This is a genomic window from Microbacterium sp. GW823-FHT02G05 (genome assembly GCF_058797175.1).
In genome coordinates this window covers 619717-640048 of record NZ_JBXAJK010000002.1, presented here as the reverse complement: position 1 = coordinate 640048, position 20332 = coordinate 619717, and the positions used below count along the sequence as shown (strand labels likewise).

General features: G+C 64.3%; 20 protein-coding genes, 1 tRNA gene and 2 pseudogenes. 10 read left to right on the top strand and 13 right to left on the bottom strand.

The genetic code is table 11. The features are described 5' to 3' along the window. Positions 1-45: 45 nt before the first annotated feature. The gene (locus AC1REM_RS13065; protein WP_492515002.1) at positions 46-594 is read right to left on the bottom strand and encodes a TetR/AcrR family transcriptional regulator; all 549 of its coding nucleotides are present in this window, start codon (positions 592-594) and stop codon (positions 46-48) included. A gap of 82 nt (positions 595-676) precedes the next feature. On the opposite strand from AC1REM_RS13065, the gene AC1REM_RS13060 reads away from it, so the two are divergent. The 7 genes from AC1REM_RS13060 to AC1REM_RS13030 all read left to right on the top strand — a co-directional run bounded on the left by AC1REM_RS13060 (position 677) and on the right by AC1REM_RS13030 (position 8292). Beyond that, positions 677-2215, top strand: coding sequence for an MFS transporter (locus AC1REM_RS13060; protein ID WP_492515001.1), 1539 nt, complete (start codon positions 677-679; stop codon positions 2213-2215). Positions 2216-2255: 40 nt separating this feature from the next. Further along, on the top strand, positions 2256-3302 hold the full coding sequence (locus tag AC1REM_RS13055; protein WP_492515000.1) for a 3-isopropylmalate dehydrogenase: 1047 nt from the start codon (positions 2256-2258) through the stop codon (positions 3300-3302). A gap of 73 nt (positions 3303-3375) precedes the next feature. After that, positions 3376-4476 (top strand): branched-chain amino acid aminotransferase, encoded by a 1101-nt coding sequence (locus AC1REM_RS13050; RefSeq protein WP_492514999.1) that lies wholly within the window; start codon positions 3376-3378, stop codon positions 4474-4476. Between the two features lie 74 nt (positions 4477-4550). Beyond that, positions 4551-5327, top strand: a complete 777-nt coding sequence (locus tag AC1REM_RS13045) for a fumarylacetoacetate hydrolase family protein (RefSeq protein ID WP_492514998.1) — start codon at positions 4551-4553, stop codon at positions 5325-5327. Beyond that, the gene (locus tag AC1REM_RS13040; protein WP_492514997.1) at positions 5324-6595 is read left to right on the top strand and encodes an MFS transporter; all 1272 of its coding nucleotides are present in this window, start codon (positions 5324-5326) and stop codon (positions 6593-6595) included. Before AC1REM_RS13045 ends, AC1REM_RS13040 begins: the two co-directional genes overlap by 4 nt. 12 nt (positions 6596-6607) lie before the next feature. Beyond that, positions 6608-8113 carry a glutamate--tRNA ligase gene (gltX, locus tag AC1REM_RS13035; RefSeq protein ID WP_492514996.1) on the top strand — a complete coding sequence of 502 codons (1506 nt, stop codon included), beginning with the start codon at positions 6608-6610 and terminating at the stop codon, positions 8111-8113. A gap of 104 nt (positions 8114-8217) precedes the next feature. Then, positions 8218-8292 (top strand) — tRNA-Gln (locus tag AC1REM_RS13030). 880 nt (positions 8293-9172) lie between these two features. On the opposite strand, the pseudogene AC1REM_RS13025 reads toward AC1REM_RS13030, so the two are convergent. The 11 genes and pseudogenes from AC1REM_RS13025 to AC1REM_RS12975 all read right to left on the bottom strand — a co-directional run. After that, a pseudogene (locus tag AC1REM_RS13025) lies at positions 9173-10042 on the bottom strand (recombinase family protein); the annotation flags it as partial. A 150-nt stretch (positions 10043-10192) separates the two neighbouring features. Further along, positions 10193-10336, bottom strand: a complete 144-nt coding sequence (locus tag AC1REM_RS13020; protein WP_492514995.1) for a hypothetical protein — start codon at positions 10334-10336, stop codon at positions 10193-10195. Positions 10337-10403: 67 nt separating this feature from the next. Beyond that, on the bottom strand, positions 10404-11231 hold the full coding sequence (locus tag AC1REM_RS13015; protein ID WP_492514994.1) for a hypothetical protein: 828 nt from the start codon (positions 11229-11231) through the stop codon (positions 10404-10406). Further along, positions 11228-11503 carry a hypothetical protein gene (locus AC1REM_RS13010; protein WP_492514993.1) on the bottom strand — a complete coding sequence of 92 codons (276 nt, stop codon included), beginning with the start codon at positions 11501-11503 and terminating at the stop codon, positions 11228-11230. Before AC1REM_RS13010 ends, AC1REM_RS13015 begins: the two co-directional genes overlap by 4 nt. A gap of 38 nt (positions 11504-11541) precedes the next feature. Continuing rightward, positions 11542-12359: pseudogene (locus AC1REM_RS13005) on the bottom strand (replication-relaxation family protein). A gap of 166 nt (positions 12360-12525) precedes the next feature. Further along, entirely contained in the window at positions 12526-14652 is a 2127-nt protein-coding gene (locus tag AC1REM_RS13000; protein ID WP_492514992.1) for a type IV secretory system conjugative DNA transfer family protein, read from the bottom strand. Then, on the bottom strand, positions 14645-14872 hold the full coding sequence (locus tag AC1REM_RS12995; protein ID WP_492514991.1) for a hypothetical protein: 228 nt from the start codon (positions 14870-14872) through the stop codon (positions 14645-14647). Before AC1REM_RS12995 ends, AC1REM_RS13000 begins: the two co-directional genes overlap by 8 nt. A 205-nt stretch (positions 14873-15077) precedes the next feature. Further along, positions 15078-15275 (bottom strand): hypothetical protein, encoded by a 198-nt coding sequence (locus AC1REM_RS12990; protein ID WP_492514990.1) that lies wholly within the window; start codon positions 15273-15275, stop codon positions 15078-15080. After that, positions 15275-15898: an MT-A70 family methyltransferase gene (locus AC1REM_RS12985; protein ID WP_492514989.1), complete on the bottom strand. Its 624-nt coding sequence runs from the start codon at positions 15896-15898 to the stop codon at positions 15275-15277. The genes AC1REM_RS12990 and AC1REM_RS12985 overlap by 1 nt, the downstream gene beginning before the upstream one ends. Positions 15899-16074: 176 nt before the next feature. Beyond that, positions 16075-16350 (bottom strand): hypothetical protein, encoded by a 276-nt coding sequence (locus AC1REM_RS12980; protein WP_492514988.1) that lies wholly within the window; start codon positions 16348-16350, stop codon positions 16075-16077. Continuing rightward, on the bottom strand, positions 16350-16658 hold the full coding sequence (locus tag AC1REM_RS12975; protein WP_492514987.1) for a hypothetical protein: 309 nt from the start codon (positions 16656-16658) through the stop codon (positions 16350-16352). The genes AC1REM_RS12980 and AC1REM_RS12975 overlap by 1 nt, the downstream gene beginning before the upstream one ends. A 116-nt stretch (positions 16659-16774) precedes the next feature. Here AC1REM_RS12975 and AC1REM_RS12970 point away from each other — a divergent pair, with 116 nt between their 5' ends. Further along, positions 16775-17512, top strand: coding sequence for a hypothetical protein (locus AC1REM_RS12970; protein ID WP_492514986.1), 738 nt, complete (start codon positions 16775-16777; stop codon positions 17510-17512). 89 nt (positions 17513-17601) lie between these two features. On the opposite strand, the gene AC1REM_RS12965 is transcribed toward AC1REM_RS12970, so the two are convergent. Beyond that, positions 17602-18867, bottom strand: coding sequence for an NHL repeat-containing protein (locus AC1REM_RS12965; protein ID WP_492514985.1), 1266 nt, complete (start codon positions 18865-18867; stop codon positions 17602-17604). A gap of 226 nt (positions 18868-19093) precedes the next feature. On the opposite strand from AC1REM_RS12965, the gene AC1REM_RS12960 reads away from it, so the two are divergent. Further along, positions 19094-19411 (top strand): hypothetical protein, encoded by a 318-nt coding sequence (locus AC1REM_RS12960; RefSeq protein WP_492514984.1) that lies wholly within the window; start codon positions 19094-19096, stop codon positions 19409-19411. A 176-nt stretch (positions 19412-19587) separates the two neighbouring features. Beyond that, a complete protein-coding gene (locus tag AC1REM_RS12955; RefSeq protein ID WP_492514983.1) occupies positions 19588-20100 on the top strand; it encodes a DUF3846 domain-containing protein in 513 nt (170 codons plus the stop codon). The last annotated feature ends 232 nt before the right edge of the window (positions 20101-20332 follow it).

Genomic DNA, 20332 nt, shown 5'->3' with positions numbered 1-20332 from the left:
CCGGGAATCAGGAGCGTCGTCGTCTCGGTGAGCTCTCCTGCACGGTCACTCGGGCGCGGTGCTCCGCAGCACCAACTCGACGAGAGCGTCGAGCTGGGCGCCCCGGGGGACGGCGTTCTGCAGGCTGTTCAGATCGAGGACGTTGTTGAAGTAGAGGCCGTCGCTCACGAGGAGGACGAGATCGAGGGAGGCCTCGTCTCGCACATGCGGGCGGATGCACTCCGCCCACCGAGCGCGCGCGGAGTGCAGGATGTCCCGTGCGTACGTGTGATCTCCCTGAGCGAGCCGAGACACGGCGACGATCGCACGATCGAGGGGGTCGTTGTGCAGAACTGATGTGCGCAGAAAGTACACGATCGGTCCTTCGGGGGCTGCGCGCATCTGTGCGACGTCTTCCGTGAGCAGCGCGTCGAGCCGGGCGATCATGGCGTTCGCGAGCTCTTCCTTCGAGGCGAAGTGGTAGAGCAGTCCGCCTTTCGACACCCCGGCCCGCTTGGCCGTGGCATCCAGCGTCGCGACGCGCTCGCCCTCGGCGATGAGGAGGGCCTCGAAGGCGTCGAGGACCCGTTCGCGTGCGTGTGGGGGACGAGCCATCATTGCTCCTCTGCTCAGGTCGTGATCAGCGATTCTCCTGTTACTATACCAACCGGACGGTTTAGTTACTGAGAGGTTAGTCATGTCGCACACGGCCACGAACGAGACGATCGAGGCGGATGCCCCACGTGTCGGCGCCCGGGGATGGGCGGCGCTCGCGGTGCTCATGCTTCCCGTGCTGCTCGTGTCGGTGGACAACACCGTGCTCGCGTTCGCGCTGCCCGAGATCGCGATCTCGCTCGCGCCCACGAGCAGTCAGCAGCTCTGGATCATCGATGTGTATCCGCTGGTGCTCGCCGGCCTCCTCGTCACGATGGGAACACTGGGTGATCGCTTCGGCCGCCGCAAGATGCTCATCATCGGCTCGATCGGTTTCGCGGCCGTCTCCGCTCTCGCGGCATTCGCGCCCACGGCAGAGCTGCTGATCGCCGCGCGCGCTCTGCTCGGCTTCTTCGGCGCGATGTTGATGCCGTCGACGCTCTCGCTGCTGCGGTCGATCTTCCGCAATCGCGACCAGCGTCGCCTGGCGATCGCCGTCTGGGCGTCGGCGTTCTCGGCAGGCTCCGCGCTCGGTCCGATCGTCGGCGGCTTCCTCCTCGAGCACTTCTCCTGGGGCTCGGTGTTCCTCCTCGCTGTTCCCGTGCTCATTCCGCTGCTGATCGCCGCACCGCTTCTGCTCCCGGAGAGCCGCGATCCGAACCCGGGACGCATCGACCCGTTCAGCATCGCGCTCTCGATGGCGACCATGCTGCCGGTTGTCTATGCGATCAAGCAGTTCGCCGTCGACGGCCCGACCGTGCTCGCTGCCGCCTGGTTGCTGCTCGGCATCGCGATGGGTGTGCTGTTCGTGCGTCGCCAGCTCGCTTCGGCGAACCCCATGCTCGACATGGAGCTCTTCCGACGCGGTTCCTTCTCGGGGGCTATCCTCGTGAACCTCTTCAGCGTGATCGCGCTCGTCGGCTTCCTCTACTTCGTCTCACAGCATCTGCAGCTGGTGCTGGGAATGTCCCCGATGGAGGCGGGCTTCGCGCTCGTGCCCGGCATGGCCGCGATGATCGTGGCCGGACTCGCCGTGGTGCCGATCTCCCGGCGCGTCTCGCCGCAGATCGTGGTCCCCGTGGGACTCTCCCTCTCGGTCGTGGGATACCTGATCGTGGCCGCCAGCACGCATGCGCACGGCGCGCTTCCCCTGGTGATCGCCTTCGTCGTGCTCGGGATCGGCATCGGCGCTGCCGAGACGATCTCGAACGAGCTCATCGTCACCAACGCTCCTCCGGCGAAGGCCGGGGCTGCCAGCGCGGTCTCAGAGACCGCATACGAGCTCGGCGCCGTCCTCGGCACCGCGATCCTCGGCGGCATCATCACCGCCTTCTATCGGGGAGCGCTCGTCCTGCCTGAGGGCGTCGCTCCGGATGCCGCGGCGAGGGCTTCGGAGACGCTCGCGGGCGCGTATGTGGTTGCCGGAGAGACACCGGAACCTCTGGGGAGTGCGATCTGGGCCGCCGCGGCGGAAGCGTTCGGCTCCGGTGTGACGATCACATCGCTGATCGGTGCGGGTCTCGTCGTGATCGCCGGGGTCATCGCGGGCGCTACGCTGGGGAGACGCGCGCGCGTTCAGTGACGCACCCCGGCGTCGACGCGCGCCCCAGTCAAGGAGTGCAATGTCACGCGTCGTCAAACTTGCGGTGATTCCCGGAGACGGGATCGGTCCTGAGGTCATCGCCGAGGCCGAGAAGGTTCTCGACGCCGTCACCGCACAGAGCGACGTCACGTTCGACAAGACGCACTTCTCGCTGGGGGCCGCGCGCTTCCTCGCGACCGGCGACACGCTCACCGACGAAGACCTCGACGCGATCCGCGCGCACGATGCGATCCTCCTCGGCGCCGTCGGCGGCGTTCCGGGAGACCCGCGGCTGAAGAACGCGAACATCGAGCGCGGACTGCTGCTGAAGCTGCGCTTCGAGCTCGACCACTACGTGAATCTGCGTCCGTCGAAGCTGTACCCCGGAGCATCGGGGCCGCTCGCCGCGCCGGGCGACATCGACTTCGTCGTCGTCCGTGAGGGCACCGAGGGACCGTACGTCGGAAACGGCGGATCCATCCGCACCGGCACCCCCCACGAGGTCGCGAACGAGACGTCGGTGAACACGGCGTACGGCGTGGAGCGCGTGGTGCGTCACGCATTCGCTCTCGCGGCGAAGCGTCGCGGAAAGCTCACGCTCGTGCACAAGACCAACGTGCTCGTGCATGCCGGTGGGATGTGGCAGCGCATCGTGAACGCTGTCGCGGCGGAGCATCCCGAAGTCTCGGTCGACTATCTCCACGTCGATGCCGCCACGATCTTCCTCGTGACGAACCCCGAGCGCTTCGACGTCATCGTGACCGACAACCTCTTCGGCGACATCCTCACCGACCTCGCCGGTGCCGTCACCGGAGGCATCGGCCTCGCGGCATCCGGCAACGTCAACCCCTCCGGGGCATATCCCTCGATGTTCGAGCCCGTTCACGGGTCCGCGCCCGACATCGCAGGGCAGCAGAAGGCCGACCCGACGGCAGCGATCCTCTCGGTTGCGCTGCTGCTCGACCACCTCGGACTGACCGCAGAGGCCGCGCGTGTGACCGCGGCGGCGGAGAGCGACATCGTCGAGCGCGGCGCAACCGTGCGCACGACGAGCGAGATCGGCTCGGCGATCGCCGAGCGACTGTGACCCACGCCTGACACCACAAGCCGCCAGGCGTAATCTGAGAACGCAAGATCTGCGGGAGAACGGGAAGAGAACCATGACAATCACCGAGACCGACGAGGCAGTGCAGCCGATCGAGTTCGCCGTGACCAAGAACCTTGCTGCCAAGTCGGCGGCCGAGCGTGAGGAGGTTCTCAAGAACCCCGGCTTCGGCACCGTCTTCACCGACCACATGGTCGACATCTGCTGGTCGGAGAAGGGCGGATGGCACCGTCCGCGCGTACAGCCGTACGGCCCGATTCCTCTCGATCCGGCGGCCTCCGTGCTGCACTACGGTCAGGAGATCTTCGAGGGCATCAAGGCCTACCGTCACGCAGATGGCGGCGTCTACACGTTCCGCCCCGACCGCAACGCCGCGCGCCTGCGCAAGAGTGCCGAGCGCCTGGCGCTCCCGGCTCTCCCGACCGAGTACTTCATCCAGTCGCTGCGTGAACTCATCGCGGTCGACGAGGCGTGGGTGCCGTCGGGCGCCGACCAGAGCCTCTACTTCCGGCCGTTCATGTTCGCCAAGGAAGCGTTCCTCGGTGTCCGTGCGGCGAAGAAGGTCGCCTACTATGTGATCGCCTCGCCAGCTGGCTCCTACTTCTCCGGTGGCGTGAAGCCGGTCAGCATCTGGCTGTCCGAGAACTACACCCGTGCAGGCAAGGGCGGCACGGGGGCCGCGAAGACCGGTGGCAACTACGCCTCGAGCCTGCTGCCCCAGGCTGAGGCCGCGGCGCAGGGATGCGACCAGGTCGTCTTCCTCGACCAGGATCGCAACGTCGAAGAGCTCGGCGGCATGAACGTCGTGTTCGTGTTCAAGGACGGCCGCGTCGTCACCCCGGCTTCCGACAGCATCCTCGAGGGCATCACGCGCGATTCGCTGCTGCAGCTGGCCGAAGACCGTGGACTCACGGTCGAACGCCGCCCCGTCCCGCTGCAGGAGTGGCGTGACGGTGTGGCATCCGGTGACATCGTCGAGGTGTTCGCCTGCGGCACCGCCGCCGTCGTCACGCCGATCGGCGTCCTCAAGGGCGATGGCTTCGAAGATGTGCAGCCGACGGGCGAGCTTGCCCTGTCGCTGCGCGAGGAACTCACCGACATCCAGTACGGGCGTCGCGAGGACAAGCACGGCTGGCTCGTGCGCCTCGACGGCTGAGAAGCGTCGGTACGACGGCCCCGGCTTCTGCGGAAGACGGGGCCGTCGTCGTATGAACTGGCTAGGCTGGTTCTGTGAAGATTGCACGCTTTAGCCACGACGACGCGATCCGCTACGGCATCCTCGACGGTGACGAGCTCGTTGTGCTCGCCGGAGATCCGATGTTCGCCGGCTACGAGACGACGGGGGAGCGTGTTCCCGTCGCCGATGTCGCCCTGCTCGCGCCGGTGATCCCGCGCTCGAAGGTCGTCTGTGTGGGCAAGAATTACCACGACCATGCCGCTGAGATGGGCGGCGAAGCGCCCGTTGAGCCACTGCTGTTCCTGAAGCCCAACACGGCGGTGATCGGCACTGGCGACACGATCGTGCGCCCGCTGATCTCAGAGCGCACCGAGCACGAGGGCGAGCTCGCCGTCGTGATCGGACGCATCGCGAAGAACGTCCCCGCCGACAATGCCCTCGACTACGTCTTCGGCTACACGGTCGCCAACGATGTGACGGCGCGCGATCTGCAGCGCAAGGACGGCCAGTGGTCGCGAGCGAAGGGCTTCGACACCTTCTGCCCCCTGGGGCCGGTGATCGAGACGGAGTTCGAGGTCGCGGATGCCACCGTCACGACGCGCGTCAACGGTGAGCAGCGACAGCACGCGCCTCTCACCGACATGATCCACTCAGTGTCGGCGATCATCGCGCACGCATCCGCTGCCTTCACGCTGCTTCCGGGAGATGTGATTCTCACGGGCACGCCGGCGGGTGTCGGCGAGTTCACGGCGGGCGATGTCGTCGAGGTGGAGATCTCGGGCATCGGCACGCTGCGCAACCCGGTGCGCGACGCTCTGCCCCTGCCGTGACCACTCTCACGGATGCGCAGCTCGTCGCTGCGCAGAAGCGCATTGTCGCGGTTCTCTCGTTCGGGCAGGTTCTCGGCGGCATCGCGTTCGGTGCCACGGTCTCCCTCGGCGCGCTGCTCGCCGCTGACCTCTCCGGGGACGACGCGCTCTCAGGGCTCGCGACCGCCAGTGTGACGCTCGGCGCTGCGGCCGCAGCGATCCCCCTGGGGCGGGCCGCCGGACGCTGGGGCAGGCGGTTCTCGCTGACGGCGGGCAACCTGTTCGCGCTCTTCGGCGTCATGGTCGTCGTCGGCGCGGCATCGCTGCGCTCGTTCCCCCTTCTGCTTGTCGGCATCATCATGATCGGCGCGGGCAACGCCGGAAATCTCCAGTCCCGATTCGCCGCCACCGACCTCGCGAGCCCGAAGCACCGCGGGCGCGACCTCTCGGTCGTGGTCTGGTCGACGACGATCGGTGCCGTTGCGGCGCCGCTGATGCTGACGCCGGGCGAACAGCTCGGTGCGCTGATCGGGATGCCCCCGCTGACCGGGTCCTACCTGTTCTCGTTCGTGGCACAGGCTGCCGCACTGACGCTCTACCTCGTCGCGCTGCGCCCTGATCCGCTCCTCACCGCGCAGGCGCGGGCGCGCGACGCGGGGAGCGGACCTGCGTTCGATGCGGGAATCGATCGCCCCTGGGTTGCGCGATACGCGATGTTTGCCGTCGCCGGCTCGCACGTCGTGATGGCCTCTGTCATGGCCATGACGCCGATCCACCTCTCGCACATGGTGCATGCGCAGCACGGCGCGAGCACCTCGACGACTGACGTGACCGCGCTTGTCGGTGTGACCATCGCACTCCACGTCGGTGGGATGTACGCGCTCTCCCCGCTCTTCGGAATCCTGGCCGATCGATGGGGACGCGTGCGCACCATTCTGCTCGGGCAGGCGCTGCTGGCAGCATCCCTGCTCTTCGCGATCTTCGTGAGCGGTGAGGCCTGGGGCGTCATCGTCGCGCTGACGCTGCTCGGGCTCGGGTGGAGTGCCGCGACCGTCGCCGGCGCCACCCTGCTCACCGAGGTCACTCCGGTGGGCGCACGCGCCAGACGGCAGGGCCTCAGCGACTCGATCATGAGCCTGAGCGCCGCCACAGCCGCTGCACTGGCCGGCGTCGTGCTGAGCGGTTTCGGGTATGCGGGCCTCGCGATCGCCGAATCTGTCTTCGTGATTGCGATCGTGGCGCTCACGCCGTTGGCTGTGCGACGCATCCGCGCGAGCCGCTCGGCCTAGAATTGAGGGGATATGGCTACTCCGCACCCCCTCACCACGACCGCGAGCGGCGCCGATGTGCGCGTCCGCTTCTGCCCCTCGCCGACCGGCCTGCCGCACGTCGGCATGGTGCGCACTGCGCTGTTCAACTGGGCCTATGCCCGCCACACCGGCGGCAAGATGGTCTTCCGTATCGAAGATACGGATGCTGCCCGCGACAGCGAAGAGAGCTTCCGTCAGCTCGTCGATGCCCTGACCTGGCTCAAGATCGACTGGGATGAGGGCGTCGAGGTCGGCGGTCCCCACGCACCGTATCGCCAGTCCGAGCGCCACGACATCTACCGTGGCGTGATCGAGAAGCTGGTGGCGACCGGCGCTCTCTACGAGAGCTACTCGACGGCGGAGGAGATCGACGCCCGCAACGAGGCTGCGGGCCGCGCAAAGCAGCTCGGCTACGACAACTACGACCGCGACCTCACGGACGAGCAGAAGGCCGCATTCAAGGCCGAGGGGCGTCAGCCCGCACTGCGTCTGCGCGTCCCGGACGAAGACCTCACCTATGTCGATCTGATCCGCGGCGAGGTGACCTTCCCGGCGGGCTCGTTCCCGGACTTCGTGGTCGTGCGCCCCAATGGCATCCCGCTGTACACCTTCGTCAACCCCGTCGATGACGCGCTCATGGGCATCACGCATGTGCTGCGCGGCGAGGACCTCATGCCGTCGACGGCGCGTCAGCTCGCACTGTATGCGGCGCTCATCGACGCGGGTGTCACGACGTTCGTGCCGCGCTTCGCGCACATGCCGCTGGTGCTGGGGGAGACGGGCAACAAGAAGCTTTCCAAGCGTGACCCGCAGGCCGACCTGTTCCTGCACCGCGATCGCGGCTTCATCCATGAAGGCCTGCTGAATTATCTCGCGCTGCTGGGATGGTCGATCGGTCACGACCGCGACGTGTTCTCGCTGGAGGAGTTCGTGGCGGCGTTCGACATCGTCAACGTGAACCCGAACCCGGCGCGCTTCGACCAGAAGAAGGCCGAGTCGATCAACGGCGACCACATTCGGATGCTGGAAGAGCGGGACTTCGCAGAACGCACGCTGCCGTACCTCGCCGCTGCCGGACTCTTCGATGAGCCCACGCGCGAGCAGATGGTCATGGCGTTCCGAGTCGCCCCTCTCGTGCAGGAGCGCGTGCAACTGCTCGGTGACGTGCCCGGCATGGTGGGCTTCCTCTTCACCGATGACGTGGCGTACGAGGCGGACGCGCTCAAGGGTCTTCCCGCCAACGCCACGGAGGTGCTGGATGCCTGTGTCGCAGCTCTCGAGCCTGTGGACGAGTTCACGACAGAGAAGATCCAGGATGCTCTCTCCGCGGCTCTGATCGACACTCTCGAGCTCAAGCCTCGCGTCGCCTACGGCCCGCCTCGCGTCGCGATCACCGGACGCCGCGTGTCGCCCCCGCTGTTCGAGTCGATGGAACTGCTCGGCAAGGACGAGTCGTTGCGTCGTCTGCGTGGACTTTCGGCGCAGCTGGCTGGCTGAGACCGACACGACGCGCCCGAGCGGAGCGTCGGAGCACCACGTTTTGGTGTTCCGGCCCCGCTCGGGTAGGCTTGTCTCTCGGTGCGAGACTCCGGTTTCGCCCATGGGGTATGGTGTAATTGGCAACACGGCAGTCTCTGGTTCTGTTGTTCTTGGTTCGAGTCCAGGTACCCCAGCCATAGTGCTCTTGTTCAAACCAAGGGCCAAGTGAACTGGCATTATTTCAAAATCTGAAGAGCTCCCTGCGGAATCGCGGGGAGCTTTTTCGTTTTGACGTTGCGCCTTGCGTGCTGTCCGCACCACTGCGGCGGCCTCGTGGAACACCTGGTTGACGGTTGTCCGCTCTGCCTCGATCTGCACAGCTTCGTCGTTCTCGTCGACGCGGAGACGGTTGAAGAACGCTTCCAGCAGGTCACGGCGCACATCGTCTGGCGCGCTGCGATACAACTCACCTGGGTTACGCAGGAGCTGGAGGTACGCCAGCGCCGTCTCTGCGCCATAGCGCAGCCGGTCGGCGGTCCTCGCCAGCTTCTCCTGGATGAGCCCCTTCTGCAGCGTCGTTTCCTCCAGCTTGGCGCGGAGCCTGGGGATCGCGAACGTGCCTGTGGCAGCCAGATCGATGAGGCGTTCTTCTTGCGCCTCGAGTTGCTTGAGCTGCCTCGCGAGTCCCGCCTTGGTTTCCTTCTCGACGGCCAGGAGAGCATCTACAGTTTCGGAGATGAGCGCGGCGAGATCGTCGATTGTCTCGGGATCGAACTGCTCTGCGGCCATGACCTTGGCAACTTCGTCTTCGAGGAGTTCGACCCGGAACCCGATCGTGCCGCAAAAGACACGAGTGCGCGCGGCGCAGATGTAGTACTCATACGTTCCCCCGTTGCCCTTGGACCGGCTGTAGACGAGTCTGCTTCGTCGCCCCTCGTCGACGCAGCGTCCGCACGCCAGGAGTCCCTTGAGATAGTGACGGTGCGTCATGTCCCGGTCCCCGTCGCGGTTGCGCATGTCGAGGATCGCTTGGACTTTGAGAAACGTCTCCTTCGAGATGATCGCCTGGTGTCTTCCGACGTACAGTCCGTTCTTGTAGCGGATAACGCCGGTGTAGTACGGGTTCCGCAGCATCGTCGCCATACTGCTCTTGTTGACAGGCCGTTCTGGTCGGCTCGGCGACGCTCGCATCGTGAGTCCCTGCTCTTCCATCAGCGTGGTCAGCTGGGCGATCGAGTACTGCCCAGTCGCGTACTGCTCAAACGCCCAGGCGACCAGGGGCGCGCGTTCCGGGTCGAGCTCGATGGTGTTGACGAGGCGCCCGCTGAAGTCCTTGCGTACGTTGAGGTATCCGAGTTTCGCGACGCCGATCGAGCCGCCTTGTTCAACCTTGTGGGCCATCTTGACCTTGACGTCCTCGCCGTTCATGCGGACTTGGACTTCGTTCATGACGTCGGTGATCGCTTCCATCGCGTCGGCCATATAGCCATCGCCGAACTCTTCCTTGGCGGAAATGAGCCGCACGTCTTTAGCGAGGAGTTCGCGCTTCGTGATGGCCGCGTCGGTGAAGTTGCGGAAGACGCGGGAGCGCATGTAGATCACGACGTACTTCACCTGTGGATGCTCTTCGATGAACCGGAGCATCTTCTTGAACTCGGCGCGCTTCGAGATGGTCTGGGCGGATTGGCCGGGTTCGATGAACTCGCGAACGACGGTCGCACCCATTTCCCGAACCTTCCGCAGCGTTTCGACGCGCTGTGTCGCGATGCTGTTGCCGTCCTGGTCGACGTCCGCTGCGGTGTGCAACTGGCGAGGCGTCGAAACCCGGAGGTAGACGACCGCCTCGGCCAGGCCGTTCTCGATTGCAGCTCCATCGGGTGTGTCTTTGAAGAGGTGCTCGAGTCCGGCGAGTGAGTTCGCTGGTGCGGGGGCAAGGGCTGGTTCCATGAGGGTTCCTCCAATTAGGTCCTCCGGATTAACCCTCTCTTCGAGGCGGAAGTCCAGCCCTTCCGCCGCCTTCAGGGGAACTTCAGCGCCTTCCACCCCCGTCGGCCCATCGACGTAATTTCTACCTCGTTCGGCAGGCGGAATCACGGGTTACTCCTCGATATCGGGCGGAGCGTCGCCCGTGACCTGCCGTCCGTGCTCGGAGCTCTCGGATTCGGTCTTCTCGGGATGTAGAGCGTCGTACTCTGCCTGCGCCAGGTGCAGCAGAGCCCGCGCGAGCTTGTAGTGATCCACGGTTTCGCGGCGCTCCGGAACGATACGGATATTGCGGCGTCTCGGATTCGAGTCGACCCGGTGGCGCCTACCTGCTGAAGACATGGGTGCGGCCCTTCCATTCGATGAGGTCGTAGCTGTCCCGGACGTAGTCTTCGATCAGGCTGTAGTCGATCTGGACGGCGCCATCGGGAAGAGCGCGTGACTCGGTGGCTTCGTAGATCGCGAGTTCGAGGCTTTCAATCTCGGCGAGGTCACGCACGGCGTCCTCGAGGGAGCGATAGCTGCACAAGTAGCTCTCGTGGAAGCTGCCCATGATGTCACTGCTTCCGATGCTGACATCGGGTAGCGCGAGGAAGGCTTGTAGGGCTTCGTCCTCGGTGAGACTCAATTCGGCCAGGGTCTCGATGAGGTCGTCTTCGTTCCCGCTGTCCCAATCGGCGGGGACGTTCACGGTGTAGCGGTCGTTTCCGACCGGCACGCTGGTGCGGACGAGGAGTTGCCCCAACTTGGGCGGGAGGTCGGGGTTCATGAATCGCCGGCCGGTGCCGATGTTCTCGCGGGCCACGAGGTAGGTCCCGAACCAGTCGATGAGCTCTTTGATGACTCCTGTGGTGCGCTCGTCGGTGTAGAGGGCGAGGTATTCGTCGCGCAGGCTGAGGTAGTTCTCTTCTCCGGTGCGTCCGAAATCTGCGAGCGCGCTGTCTGGCCCGTAGGCGCGGCCGAGGACGTGTGCGATGCAGCGGGCCGTGGCATCCGGGATCTCGGTATCGGTCGTGCGCGCTTGTTCGATGCCTTCGGCGATGCGGTCGGCGAAGCGGTTGAAGGCGACGTCGAGGCGTCGGAGGTCGACACGCTGCCCTGTCCGCGCGAGTTCGATATCGCCGGTGCGTGGGGTGGGTTCGTGCTCGTTCATGATCGGCCTCCTGCTCTTTGGAGGATGTAGCGACCTAAGGCATCGACCCACCCTTCTTGTTCGAGTGGGATGCGGAGGTCGTTGAGCTCTTGCAGCATCTGCTGCCTGTCGAGACGTCCGGTGGCGGCGAAGGTTTCCAGCGCGGTGCCGGGGCCATCGTGGAGGCTCGCGGCGATGAGTCGGGCGAGCGTTTCGGAGCGCGCCTCGGGGTCCATAGCGAGCCCGATTTCGATGAGCTGTCGGGCACGCTCGGTTTCATCCGGCGCGGTCATGGTGATCGTTGATGAGTTCATGAGTTTCCTCCTTTCGTTTAGGTGGTGGATTCGCCCTGATACGGGGCGAGCTGTGCGAGCGATTGCTCGGTTGGGATGATCCAGAACAAGCTCGAGTCGAGATCGCGATCAGCAGCAATCGCGGCGCGGATGGTGTCCGCGCGCTTGACGGTCGGGACGAGCCAGACCACGGCGGGAAACAGACCCCTGCCGGCCTGCTCGATGCCGGTGCGTTCGTACTGCTGGTAGACGCGACATTTGCGCAGCACCGCGGGCAGGTGCTCGGTACCGAGGTCTACTTCGACGAAGCTGTGTGTTTCGGTTGTGGTGTCGGCGGTTACGGCGAACAGGTCGGGCTTGAGCGTGATCGTCCCCCGCCGAAACCGGTGAACGCCCGCCAGCAGGTTGGTTCGGGCTCAAGCTCCAAAAGGTCGAACCGGGTCGTGACGTGCTCTCGGATCAGCACGGCAACGTCCGCGACAGCGAGCGTGTGCGCGACGAACGTGAGTCCGGGTTCTGCGTAGCGGCGCCTGGTCGGGTCGCCGCGGCGAGCACGGAGGTAACGGTCACCGGCTGGGCCGATGTGCCAGATGGTGGATGCAGAACCGTGTTTGATGCCACCGATGCGTCGTTCAAGCCGGGCGAGCATTCCGAGGGCTTCGAGGCGCGTGAGGATGCGGGTGGTGCCACGCGTGGCGGCACTGACTGTGGCATGTGATCCGAGAGGTTTCGAGGGCAGGTGGAGGCGCTGCAGGTGCCGGGTGGTGAGGAGCCGGTACTGCTGTAGGTCTTCGAGGATACGGATGTCACGTTCGGTGAGGTGTTGCTCGAGTGCACCGACGCGCAGAGCGTTCACGAGACGCCTCCGCCGCTCCTGTGGACCGCTGCAACGCAGCGAGAGTCCCCGCCAGGAAGTGGTAGAAGCGGCCCGAACAGGGGCGGGAAAGGAGGAGGGTGCTCGTCGAGACCGGAACGTCGAACGGAACACTGACTCGAACACCACTCCATAACGACCCGCTCGCTCATTTCTGCCTCGCCTTCTGATGCGCACGACGCGACGAGGACGAGCTCGGTGAACTGGTGGCCTTTGCTATGTCGTCCACAGGCGGGAGTGCGCCGTAGGCCTCTCTGCTGGCCTCCCGGATCTGTGCGGCGTTTCCGAGGCTTGGGGCGGGAGGCAGCGCAGCGGCGGAGCACCAGTCGGTCGGGGTGCCTCCGGCGAGCAGGCGTGCGTAGATGTGGTGCTTCGGGAGTGCTTGGAAGTCGTCGGCGGTCAGGCGGGGCGCCTGCTGGGCCATGGCCGCGGCGTCCTTGGCGCTGAGGGTGAAGCAGATCTTGGATCGTGCATTGGTGTCGAGGCCTTCGCGCATCGCCTCCGGCAGCTGTTTGCGGTACTGGTGAGCGACGTGCAACCCGACGCCGTAGGAGCGGAAGACGCTCATGGCATCTTCGACCGAGGTCGGCAGGTTGAGGTAATTCTGCACTTCGTCGATGAAGATCATGCCTGGTCTTTTCATGGGGTTCTTCTCGGCCGCGCGCTCGGTGGTGGCGAGGAAAAGTTCGGCGACGATGAGACTGCCGAGCAGCTTCGAGGCTCCGGCCCCAAGGAGCGCGTCGTTGAGAGGCACGAGCACAGTCTTCTTTTCGCGGAAGATGTCTCGCAGCCGATACCGGGGTTGGGACTGGCCGAGCATTCTGACGAGCGGCTTTCGCATCACGATCTTGCGCAGCTTGTTCAGCGGCGCAGCGATCGCATTCGCACGCTGGCCGGGACTCATCGATTCGAAGTCAGCCCAGAACGCCGCCAGCGTCGCATCGTCTTGCACCGCCCCAATCACCGGGCGACGAAAGGCGGTATCGGTCAGTAGCCGCGGCAGGTCGATGAGCGTGTAGGGCTCGGCGCGCTTCTGCCCTGCGCGGGCAAGCGAAAGCAACGCGCCTTGGATCAGGTACTCGGTTCGCGGCCCCCACCCTTCATGGAAAACAGCGGCGAGGGCAGCCAGGACACCATCGACGACGACGTCCGGGTCGCGGTCGCCGACGTCGAGCGGATTGAATCCGACGGGCATCTTCTCGTCCGTGGCGTCGAGCACCACGATCTGCCCCGCGGCGGTCGCGGGTGCGGTGTCGAGAATCCGGTTGATCAGCTGGGCTTTCGGCTCGATTACGCAGCAGGCGCGCTGGGCGGCGATGTCGGAGAGAATCAGGTGCTCCAACAGAGTGGACTTACCTGCCCCGGTGGGGCCAAGCGCGATCAGATGCTGCAGTCGGCTCTCCGGGTCGATACCAATGGGACGATGAGGCCCTGGGGCTGTACCAGTCGCGAACACGGACTTCGTGCGGCTGACGATCTCCGGCACCGCCAACCGTCTTGGGTGCAGCCCGGGCACGCCGGGGTAGTCCCTCTTCCCGAGGGGCCAAGCCAGCATCGGGAGGAGTTCAAGCGCAGACAGGGCGAATGTAGGTCGCGGGGTGGCCGCAGTCCACCGCGTGGTGGTGTCGTGGTTCAGGCTCAGCCGCACGCCGGGCGTCTCCATGAGCTGGAGTGCGCCGAAGCATTCCCAAACCAGGGCCGCGACGCGCTTCTGCGTCGGCGCGGTCACCCCGATTCGGAGAGTGGTCGAAAGCGTTGGGGTCGCGGCGCGACGTTCCATTCTCCTGCGGGCATCGCCGCTGGCGGGACGGATGCCGTCCAGCATTACCGACGCGAACTGCTGAAACGGATCTGCAGCCTTGGTGGGCACTGGCTGCGCGGCATGAGTGCGTCCCAGAATGAGTTGCAGGGCGAGGTGCTCATCGCCCTGCCTGGCGGCGAACGCGTGGAAGAGAGCCGCCAGTACTTCCTCCGGCTCGGCTTCCAGCGGCACCGTGGCCGGGTGCGCCACGACCCGGCTCACAGCGGCGACGTCCGCCCTCGAGCCGGCCTCGAACACCAGCCCTGGGACGTGCGCCCGAAGGAGCCGTTTGAGGCGCTGAACGGCAGCCGGGGTGCAGCCGAACATCTGCTGGATGCCGGTGCTGTCGGCGTGGAGCTCGAAGACGACAGGGCGCGGCACGTCGGAGCCCATCAGGCGGGCAAGCAGCGAGTTGACCGCTTCCGGTTCAATCGGGCGCGGCAGGTGCAACCGAGTGAAGACGAGCTCAGGCATGATCGCCCTCCTCGGCCGCTTTGACCTTGTCGGTCGGTCGCCGTCCAGCTGCGTGTTCTGAGCGCGCCTCGGCTTCCAGGCGAGCCTGCTCGAGCCCAGCAGCGGTGATTATCGTTGCGATCTGTCCCGGGCGCACCTCGAGGTTCAGGTCGGAGACCGCCCATACGCGGCGTCCCTGTGTCTTGCGGTAGCGGCGACGGCCGCGAGCATGACTGGTCATGCGTCAACCTCCTTCCCACCCGTGCCCATATAGGGCTTTTGGTTCGTGAGCACGGTCGCGGACGGACAGTCAGTTCGCGCATAGACGTAAGCCGAATGAGCGCATTTCGGCCTGTTATGAACTCGATCGCCGGACTTGTCAAGCGTTTTGGAGGGTTGTTGTCCATTCCACAACGACTCAACAGAGATGAACGTGCTTAAGCTTTTCATCGCCGACCCCACCAGTAGCGGTAAGCAGCGACCCCGCACCACAGCACAAGCGCGATGCCCGCGGCAAGCAGTAGCCAACCCCAGAACCGTGCCAGCAGCTCCAGGCCGAGCCACAAGGCGATGACCCCGCCCAGCAGGAGCAGGCAGATGCGGAAGAAGCGCTCGGCGACACCGCGCGGCGAATCGTCGGCCATCACTCATCACCAGCCCCTTCATGGTCCGCATCGCTGCGGGTGAAGTCGGAGGGCACCGGGTAGCCGGGGATCGAGATGTCGGAGTCGATCTCATTACCCCACACCGACCAATCGCGATGACTGTTCGGGCGCTGTCGGGCGAAGAGCTCCAGGTAGGGGCCATCGAGCACACGTTCGATCAGTGGAATCATCTCTTCCGGCTTATGGGAGTGATCCTGGCGAGGGAACAGCAGCGTCGAGCGCTGTCCGCGGAACTTGAACGGCGCCTTCCCTCGCACCCCGTGCAACAGGATCTCGTGACTCCCGCGAAACCAGGTACCCAGGCCCATGTAGTACTTGTCCCAGACGGCATTCGTCTTGTACTCGAACCCCCACGCCTTCATCACATCGAGAGCGTCCGGCAACGCGGCGCTGGTCGTCCACAAGAGCAGCGTCGAATTGTCGTCCATTAGGTCAGCGATCGGCATCTGCCTGATCCGGTCGATCGTCATCAGTTCGTAGTGCTTCCCCGCACCGCGTGCACCCTTCTGCTGAATGTCCCAGGGCGGGTCGGCGTAACAGGTCCTGAACTTCTTCGTGGCACGGAACGTTCCCGGAACGTCCGTTCTGGTGGTGTCGGTCATGTGAAAGAACTCCTTCCTCGAGCACGGCACGAAAGGCCGGCCCAGCGAGGACTGGTTATGCGCCCTGTGGCGCAAGCCGTCAATATTCCAGTCGTGAACGTTGCGGAAACCACAACGACAACGCTGAAGAAGGAGCAGGCCAAAGACATGGGAGGCGTCCCGGCCCGCTCCTTCTGCTACTTCGGGGAATCTGGCACCTGGCCGGTCGTGAGGAAGGTCGCGCGCATCATCTGACGCGACGTCTCGTCTCGGTCGCCGGCCAGGCCGTCCGCGAGCAGGAGGATCGTCTGTCGAAGCTCTTCTTGCGTTCGGTCAAGCTCCGCCTCGACCCTGGCGCGACGACGCGCCTTCCAGTACTCGGCCTCGTCTGCGACACCGATAGCCACCAACGTGGTGGCCACCGCCATCAGCACAGCGAACAGCACTCCGCCGAGCACCTGCACGGCGAGCATCAAAATGACCGGGAGATGCGCTGGCCCGCAGTCAGCGCATAGCTGGTGATCAGCGCCTCATAGTACGGGGCCCCCGCGGGCGCGATCCTCATGTGCGCCTCGGCCTGAGTCACCAGCGTGGCCACGTTCGTCATCGCCTGCGACACGAGAAAGGCCTGCGCCTGCTCGGTCACCGCCGCGATCTCCGTGCGTGCAGCGACCTGCTCCACCTCACGTTTCATCTGCCGAGCCAGACCACCGGACACGCGCCCGCCGGATTGGGTCGACGCGCCACCGAACAACGACAGCGCCTGCGAGTCGTTTCCCATTAGGGAACCTCCTAGAAGAACGGCGCGTCCCACCCGGAATGGGAAGAACATCACCACTACCAGGTTCGGAAATGCATCTTCTCGCGTCACTGACACAAAACTGACACGCTAAGCAGATGAAGGACGATCCGCTGCGCCGCGAGCTCTACCAAGAACTACGACACATCCGCCGCGGCCCCGGCCCGTTTGGCATGGAACGAACCGCCACCTCAGAATTCATGACCGACGTTGTCGGGCGCGGAAGCATCGAACGCGCCTATGGCGCACTCCTCGATGCCCTTGTCCGACACGGCGCTGACCCGGGAGGCGACATCCGTGCCTACTTCGACACCAGCGGATTCCAGACCGACGGAGACACCCTCGACCAACGCCTCAAGGCCTACGCCGACACCCACCACGTAGAACAACGCACTGGACTACGCCGCAGCGACCGAGGCGCCGAAAAGCTCAGCTACATCCTTCGCGACACGCTCACTCTCGAACGCCCCTGGGGCAACATCATCGTGCGCGAAGCTGATGGATCTGTCATGACGACTGTCTGGATCGATGTACTGAACCACGCGCAGTGGCGGCGGCCACACGTCTACATCAACGGCGAATTCCAAGAAGACCGAGAATTCGAACTCCACGACTCACGAACCGAAGACTTCTTCGTAACCGGGAAAGAACACTTCGGGCCAGTCGCACTCCGACCGCCCGCGGAACCCCAAGACGACGAATTCATAGTCCAAGTCATCTGGGCGATGCCCGTCTGGCCGATCTGGGGTGTCTCCACGAGTCTGACAACACCCGGACTCATCTCCAAATTCGTCACCGAACGAGAAACCGGAGCCACAATCACCCTCTGGCGATAACCAACCGACAGCGAATGCACCGAGCAATAGAAAAGACCCGCCGTATTCGACGGCGAGTCTGCAGTACTGATTCAAAGTTCTAGCACAAGTTAGCGGCGTGATAGGCGCATAGCAACTCCCACAAGAACCGCAATCGTGAGAACTCCAATCGCTCCGACAAGAGCGAGAGGTGTCGTGGTTATAGGTGCGATTCCTGTATTCGGCGCCGTTGGAGTTGTCACTGGCGGCGTAACTGAATTGCCTGGATCTACGGGTTGAGAATCTGTGAAGGTGATTTTGCGGATTCGGTTATTATAGGCGTCGCTGACGTAGAGGTTGCCGGCTCCATCAATGACGATGCTCCGCGGGGAATCGAACTGTGCTGTCGCTCCGGGTCCATCTTGGAATCCGTTCGTGCCATCGCCAGCAATCGTTGAAACGGTTCCGTTAGGGAGGATCTTGCGGATGCGACTATTTTCAGTGTCCGCAACGTAGAGTGTGCCAGCAGTGTCAATGACGATGCCACGCGGTCGGAAGAATTGCGCCGTATTGCTAGGGCCGTCCTGATAGCCGTGGTTGCCGTCGCCGGCCGGTGTCGAGACCGTGCCATCAGGGAGAATCTTGCGGATGCGGCTATTGTTGGTGTCCGCAACGTAGAGCGTGCCAGCACTGTCAATGGCGATGCCTTGCGGGCGGAAGAATTGCGCCGTATTGCCAGGGCCGTCCTGATAGCCGTAGTTGCCGTCGCCGGCCAGTGTCGAGACCGTGCCATCAGGGAGAATCTTGCGGATGCGGCTATTGTTGGTGTCCGCAACGTAGAGCGTGCCAGCACTGTCAATGGCGATGCCTTGCGGGCCGTAGAACTGTGCTGTCGCTCCAGGTCCATCTTGGAATCCGTTCGTGCCATCGCCAGCAATCGTTGAAACGGTTCCGTCAGGAAGGACCTTCCGGATACTGTGGTTGAGACTGTCCGCGACGTAGAGCGTGCCAGCACTGTCAATGGCGATGCCTTGCGGGCCGTAGAACTGTGCTGTCGCTCCAGGTCCATCTTGGAATCCGTTCGTGCCATCGCCAGCAATCGTTGAAACGGTTCCGTCAGGAAGGATTTTGCGGATGCGGTGATTAAACGTGTCTGCGACATATAGTGTGCCGTTGCTGTCGACGGTAGTATTCGATGGAGCTGAGAACTGTGCCGTTAGCCCCGGTCCATCTTGATATCCCTGAGTCCCGTCGCCAGCCACCGTCGAAACGGTGACGTCTGGATCCGCAGCCGATGCGCTTGATAGCGGCAGAACTGCTGATATTAGCATGAGAAGCGCGGCTAATATAAGCGAACCTTTCGAATAATGGTGTTTATGTGTGTTTTGAATGCCCATTTCCTCTTGTACTCCTTAGCTGCATTAATCACAGCCTGTTCGACGCCCACTATGAAGCATGAGCGTGTTTGGTGCAAGACATCATTTGTAGTAGTTTTTGCAACACTGACGATCGGAAGATTGACGCACCGCAGCATCCGTTCATACTCAGCGTCGTTCCTCATTGGCATGCGGCTTGAAGGAGAACCATAAGGTTCGCCGGCCGCTCCCGATGAGGAGGCTCACCATGAGTGAGAACACCCCCGCCAACGTGCCTTCCACGGCACTCGGCCCGATCCGCACCCTCGCGGTGCGACTCACCGACGGATTGCGGGCACAGCTGGACGTCATCGCCCAGCTCAACGACCGCTCCGTCACCGAAGAGATCCGCATCGCCCTCGAGGCCTGGGTCGAAACCAGCAAGTCCGACCCAAAGGTGCTCGCCAGGGCCGAGACGGTGCGTGCCGAGATCGACCGCGAGGCCAAGACCAAGCAGTCCGCAATCGAGGCCATCTTCGGCGGCGCAGGAGCCAAGGCTTCGCGCGCCAAGTCAGGTTCCGCCTGACGCCACAACTCCCTCTCGCCGGGGGAGAAGGGTGGCTGCCCCGGGGATCTGAGCGCTACGAGCGCTCTCTCCGGGGCAACTGCCCAAACTACTCACCTGCCCTCGTTGCTGCCCCGCGGCTTCGCAAGAGAACCAACCAGGTTCTCGGCCGCGACAACAGTAAGGAAGTGGGAGGCATGGTTCAAGGAATCGTCATCCCGGCTGACAGCAATGAACCACTCCGGGAGCTCGACACCGCAGAACCGGACCCAGTTGGGCATGCGGTCGGCGGACTCATGGAAGCCGTCGACCTGTGCGACCTCGGCGTCACGGTTGATGTCAACGAGTCCGGGCAGTTGCGACACCTGCCGTTCAACAGCCGCGCTTCGTTCCTTTGGTGGTACCACGTCCCGTCCGCGCGTCAGCGAGCCATGCTCGTCGGCGACGCGGTCATCGTGGGGCTGCCGGATGATGACGGCGCCGACACCGAGGTGCCACAGGCTGTACGTGAACTGCTGTTCTCACCCCAACGCTTCCGCGTCGAGGTGCAGACGGCAGGCGACCCTACCTGGTGCCGCAACCGGGCGACCTTTCCCGATTACTGGGAAGCGATCGTCTGGGCGATGGTGCTGCTCGAGCGGATGTCGGAGGTGGTGGAAACCCGCGTCGTCCCGGTGGGCGGCGACGAAGACGTGGTCGCGGCGGCGTGACCACTGTTCACCACTTCCAGCACGGCGGCGACTGCCCAGTCTCGAGAGCTTTGCGCTCCCGTCTGGAGCGGTCGCCGCCTTCTTCATGTGAGCGCGGGGCTAGGCAAAAACACCAGTTCATCGTATAAATAAGAGCAGCGCTGCGCGGCGGTTGAGTGAATCCTCCCACCATGCGCCACACACCCAGTCGAGTGTCTCCGCGGCTTTGTCGGCATCCGCCGATACCCTGAGA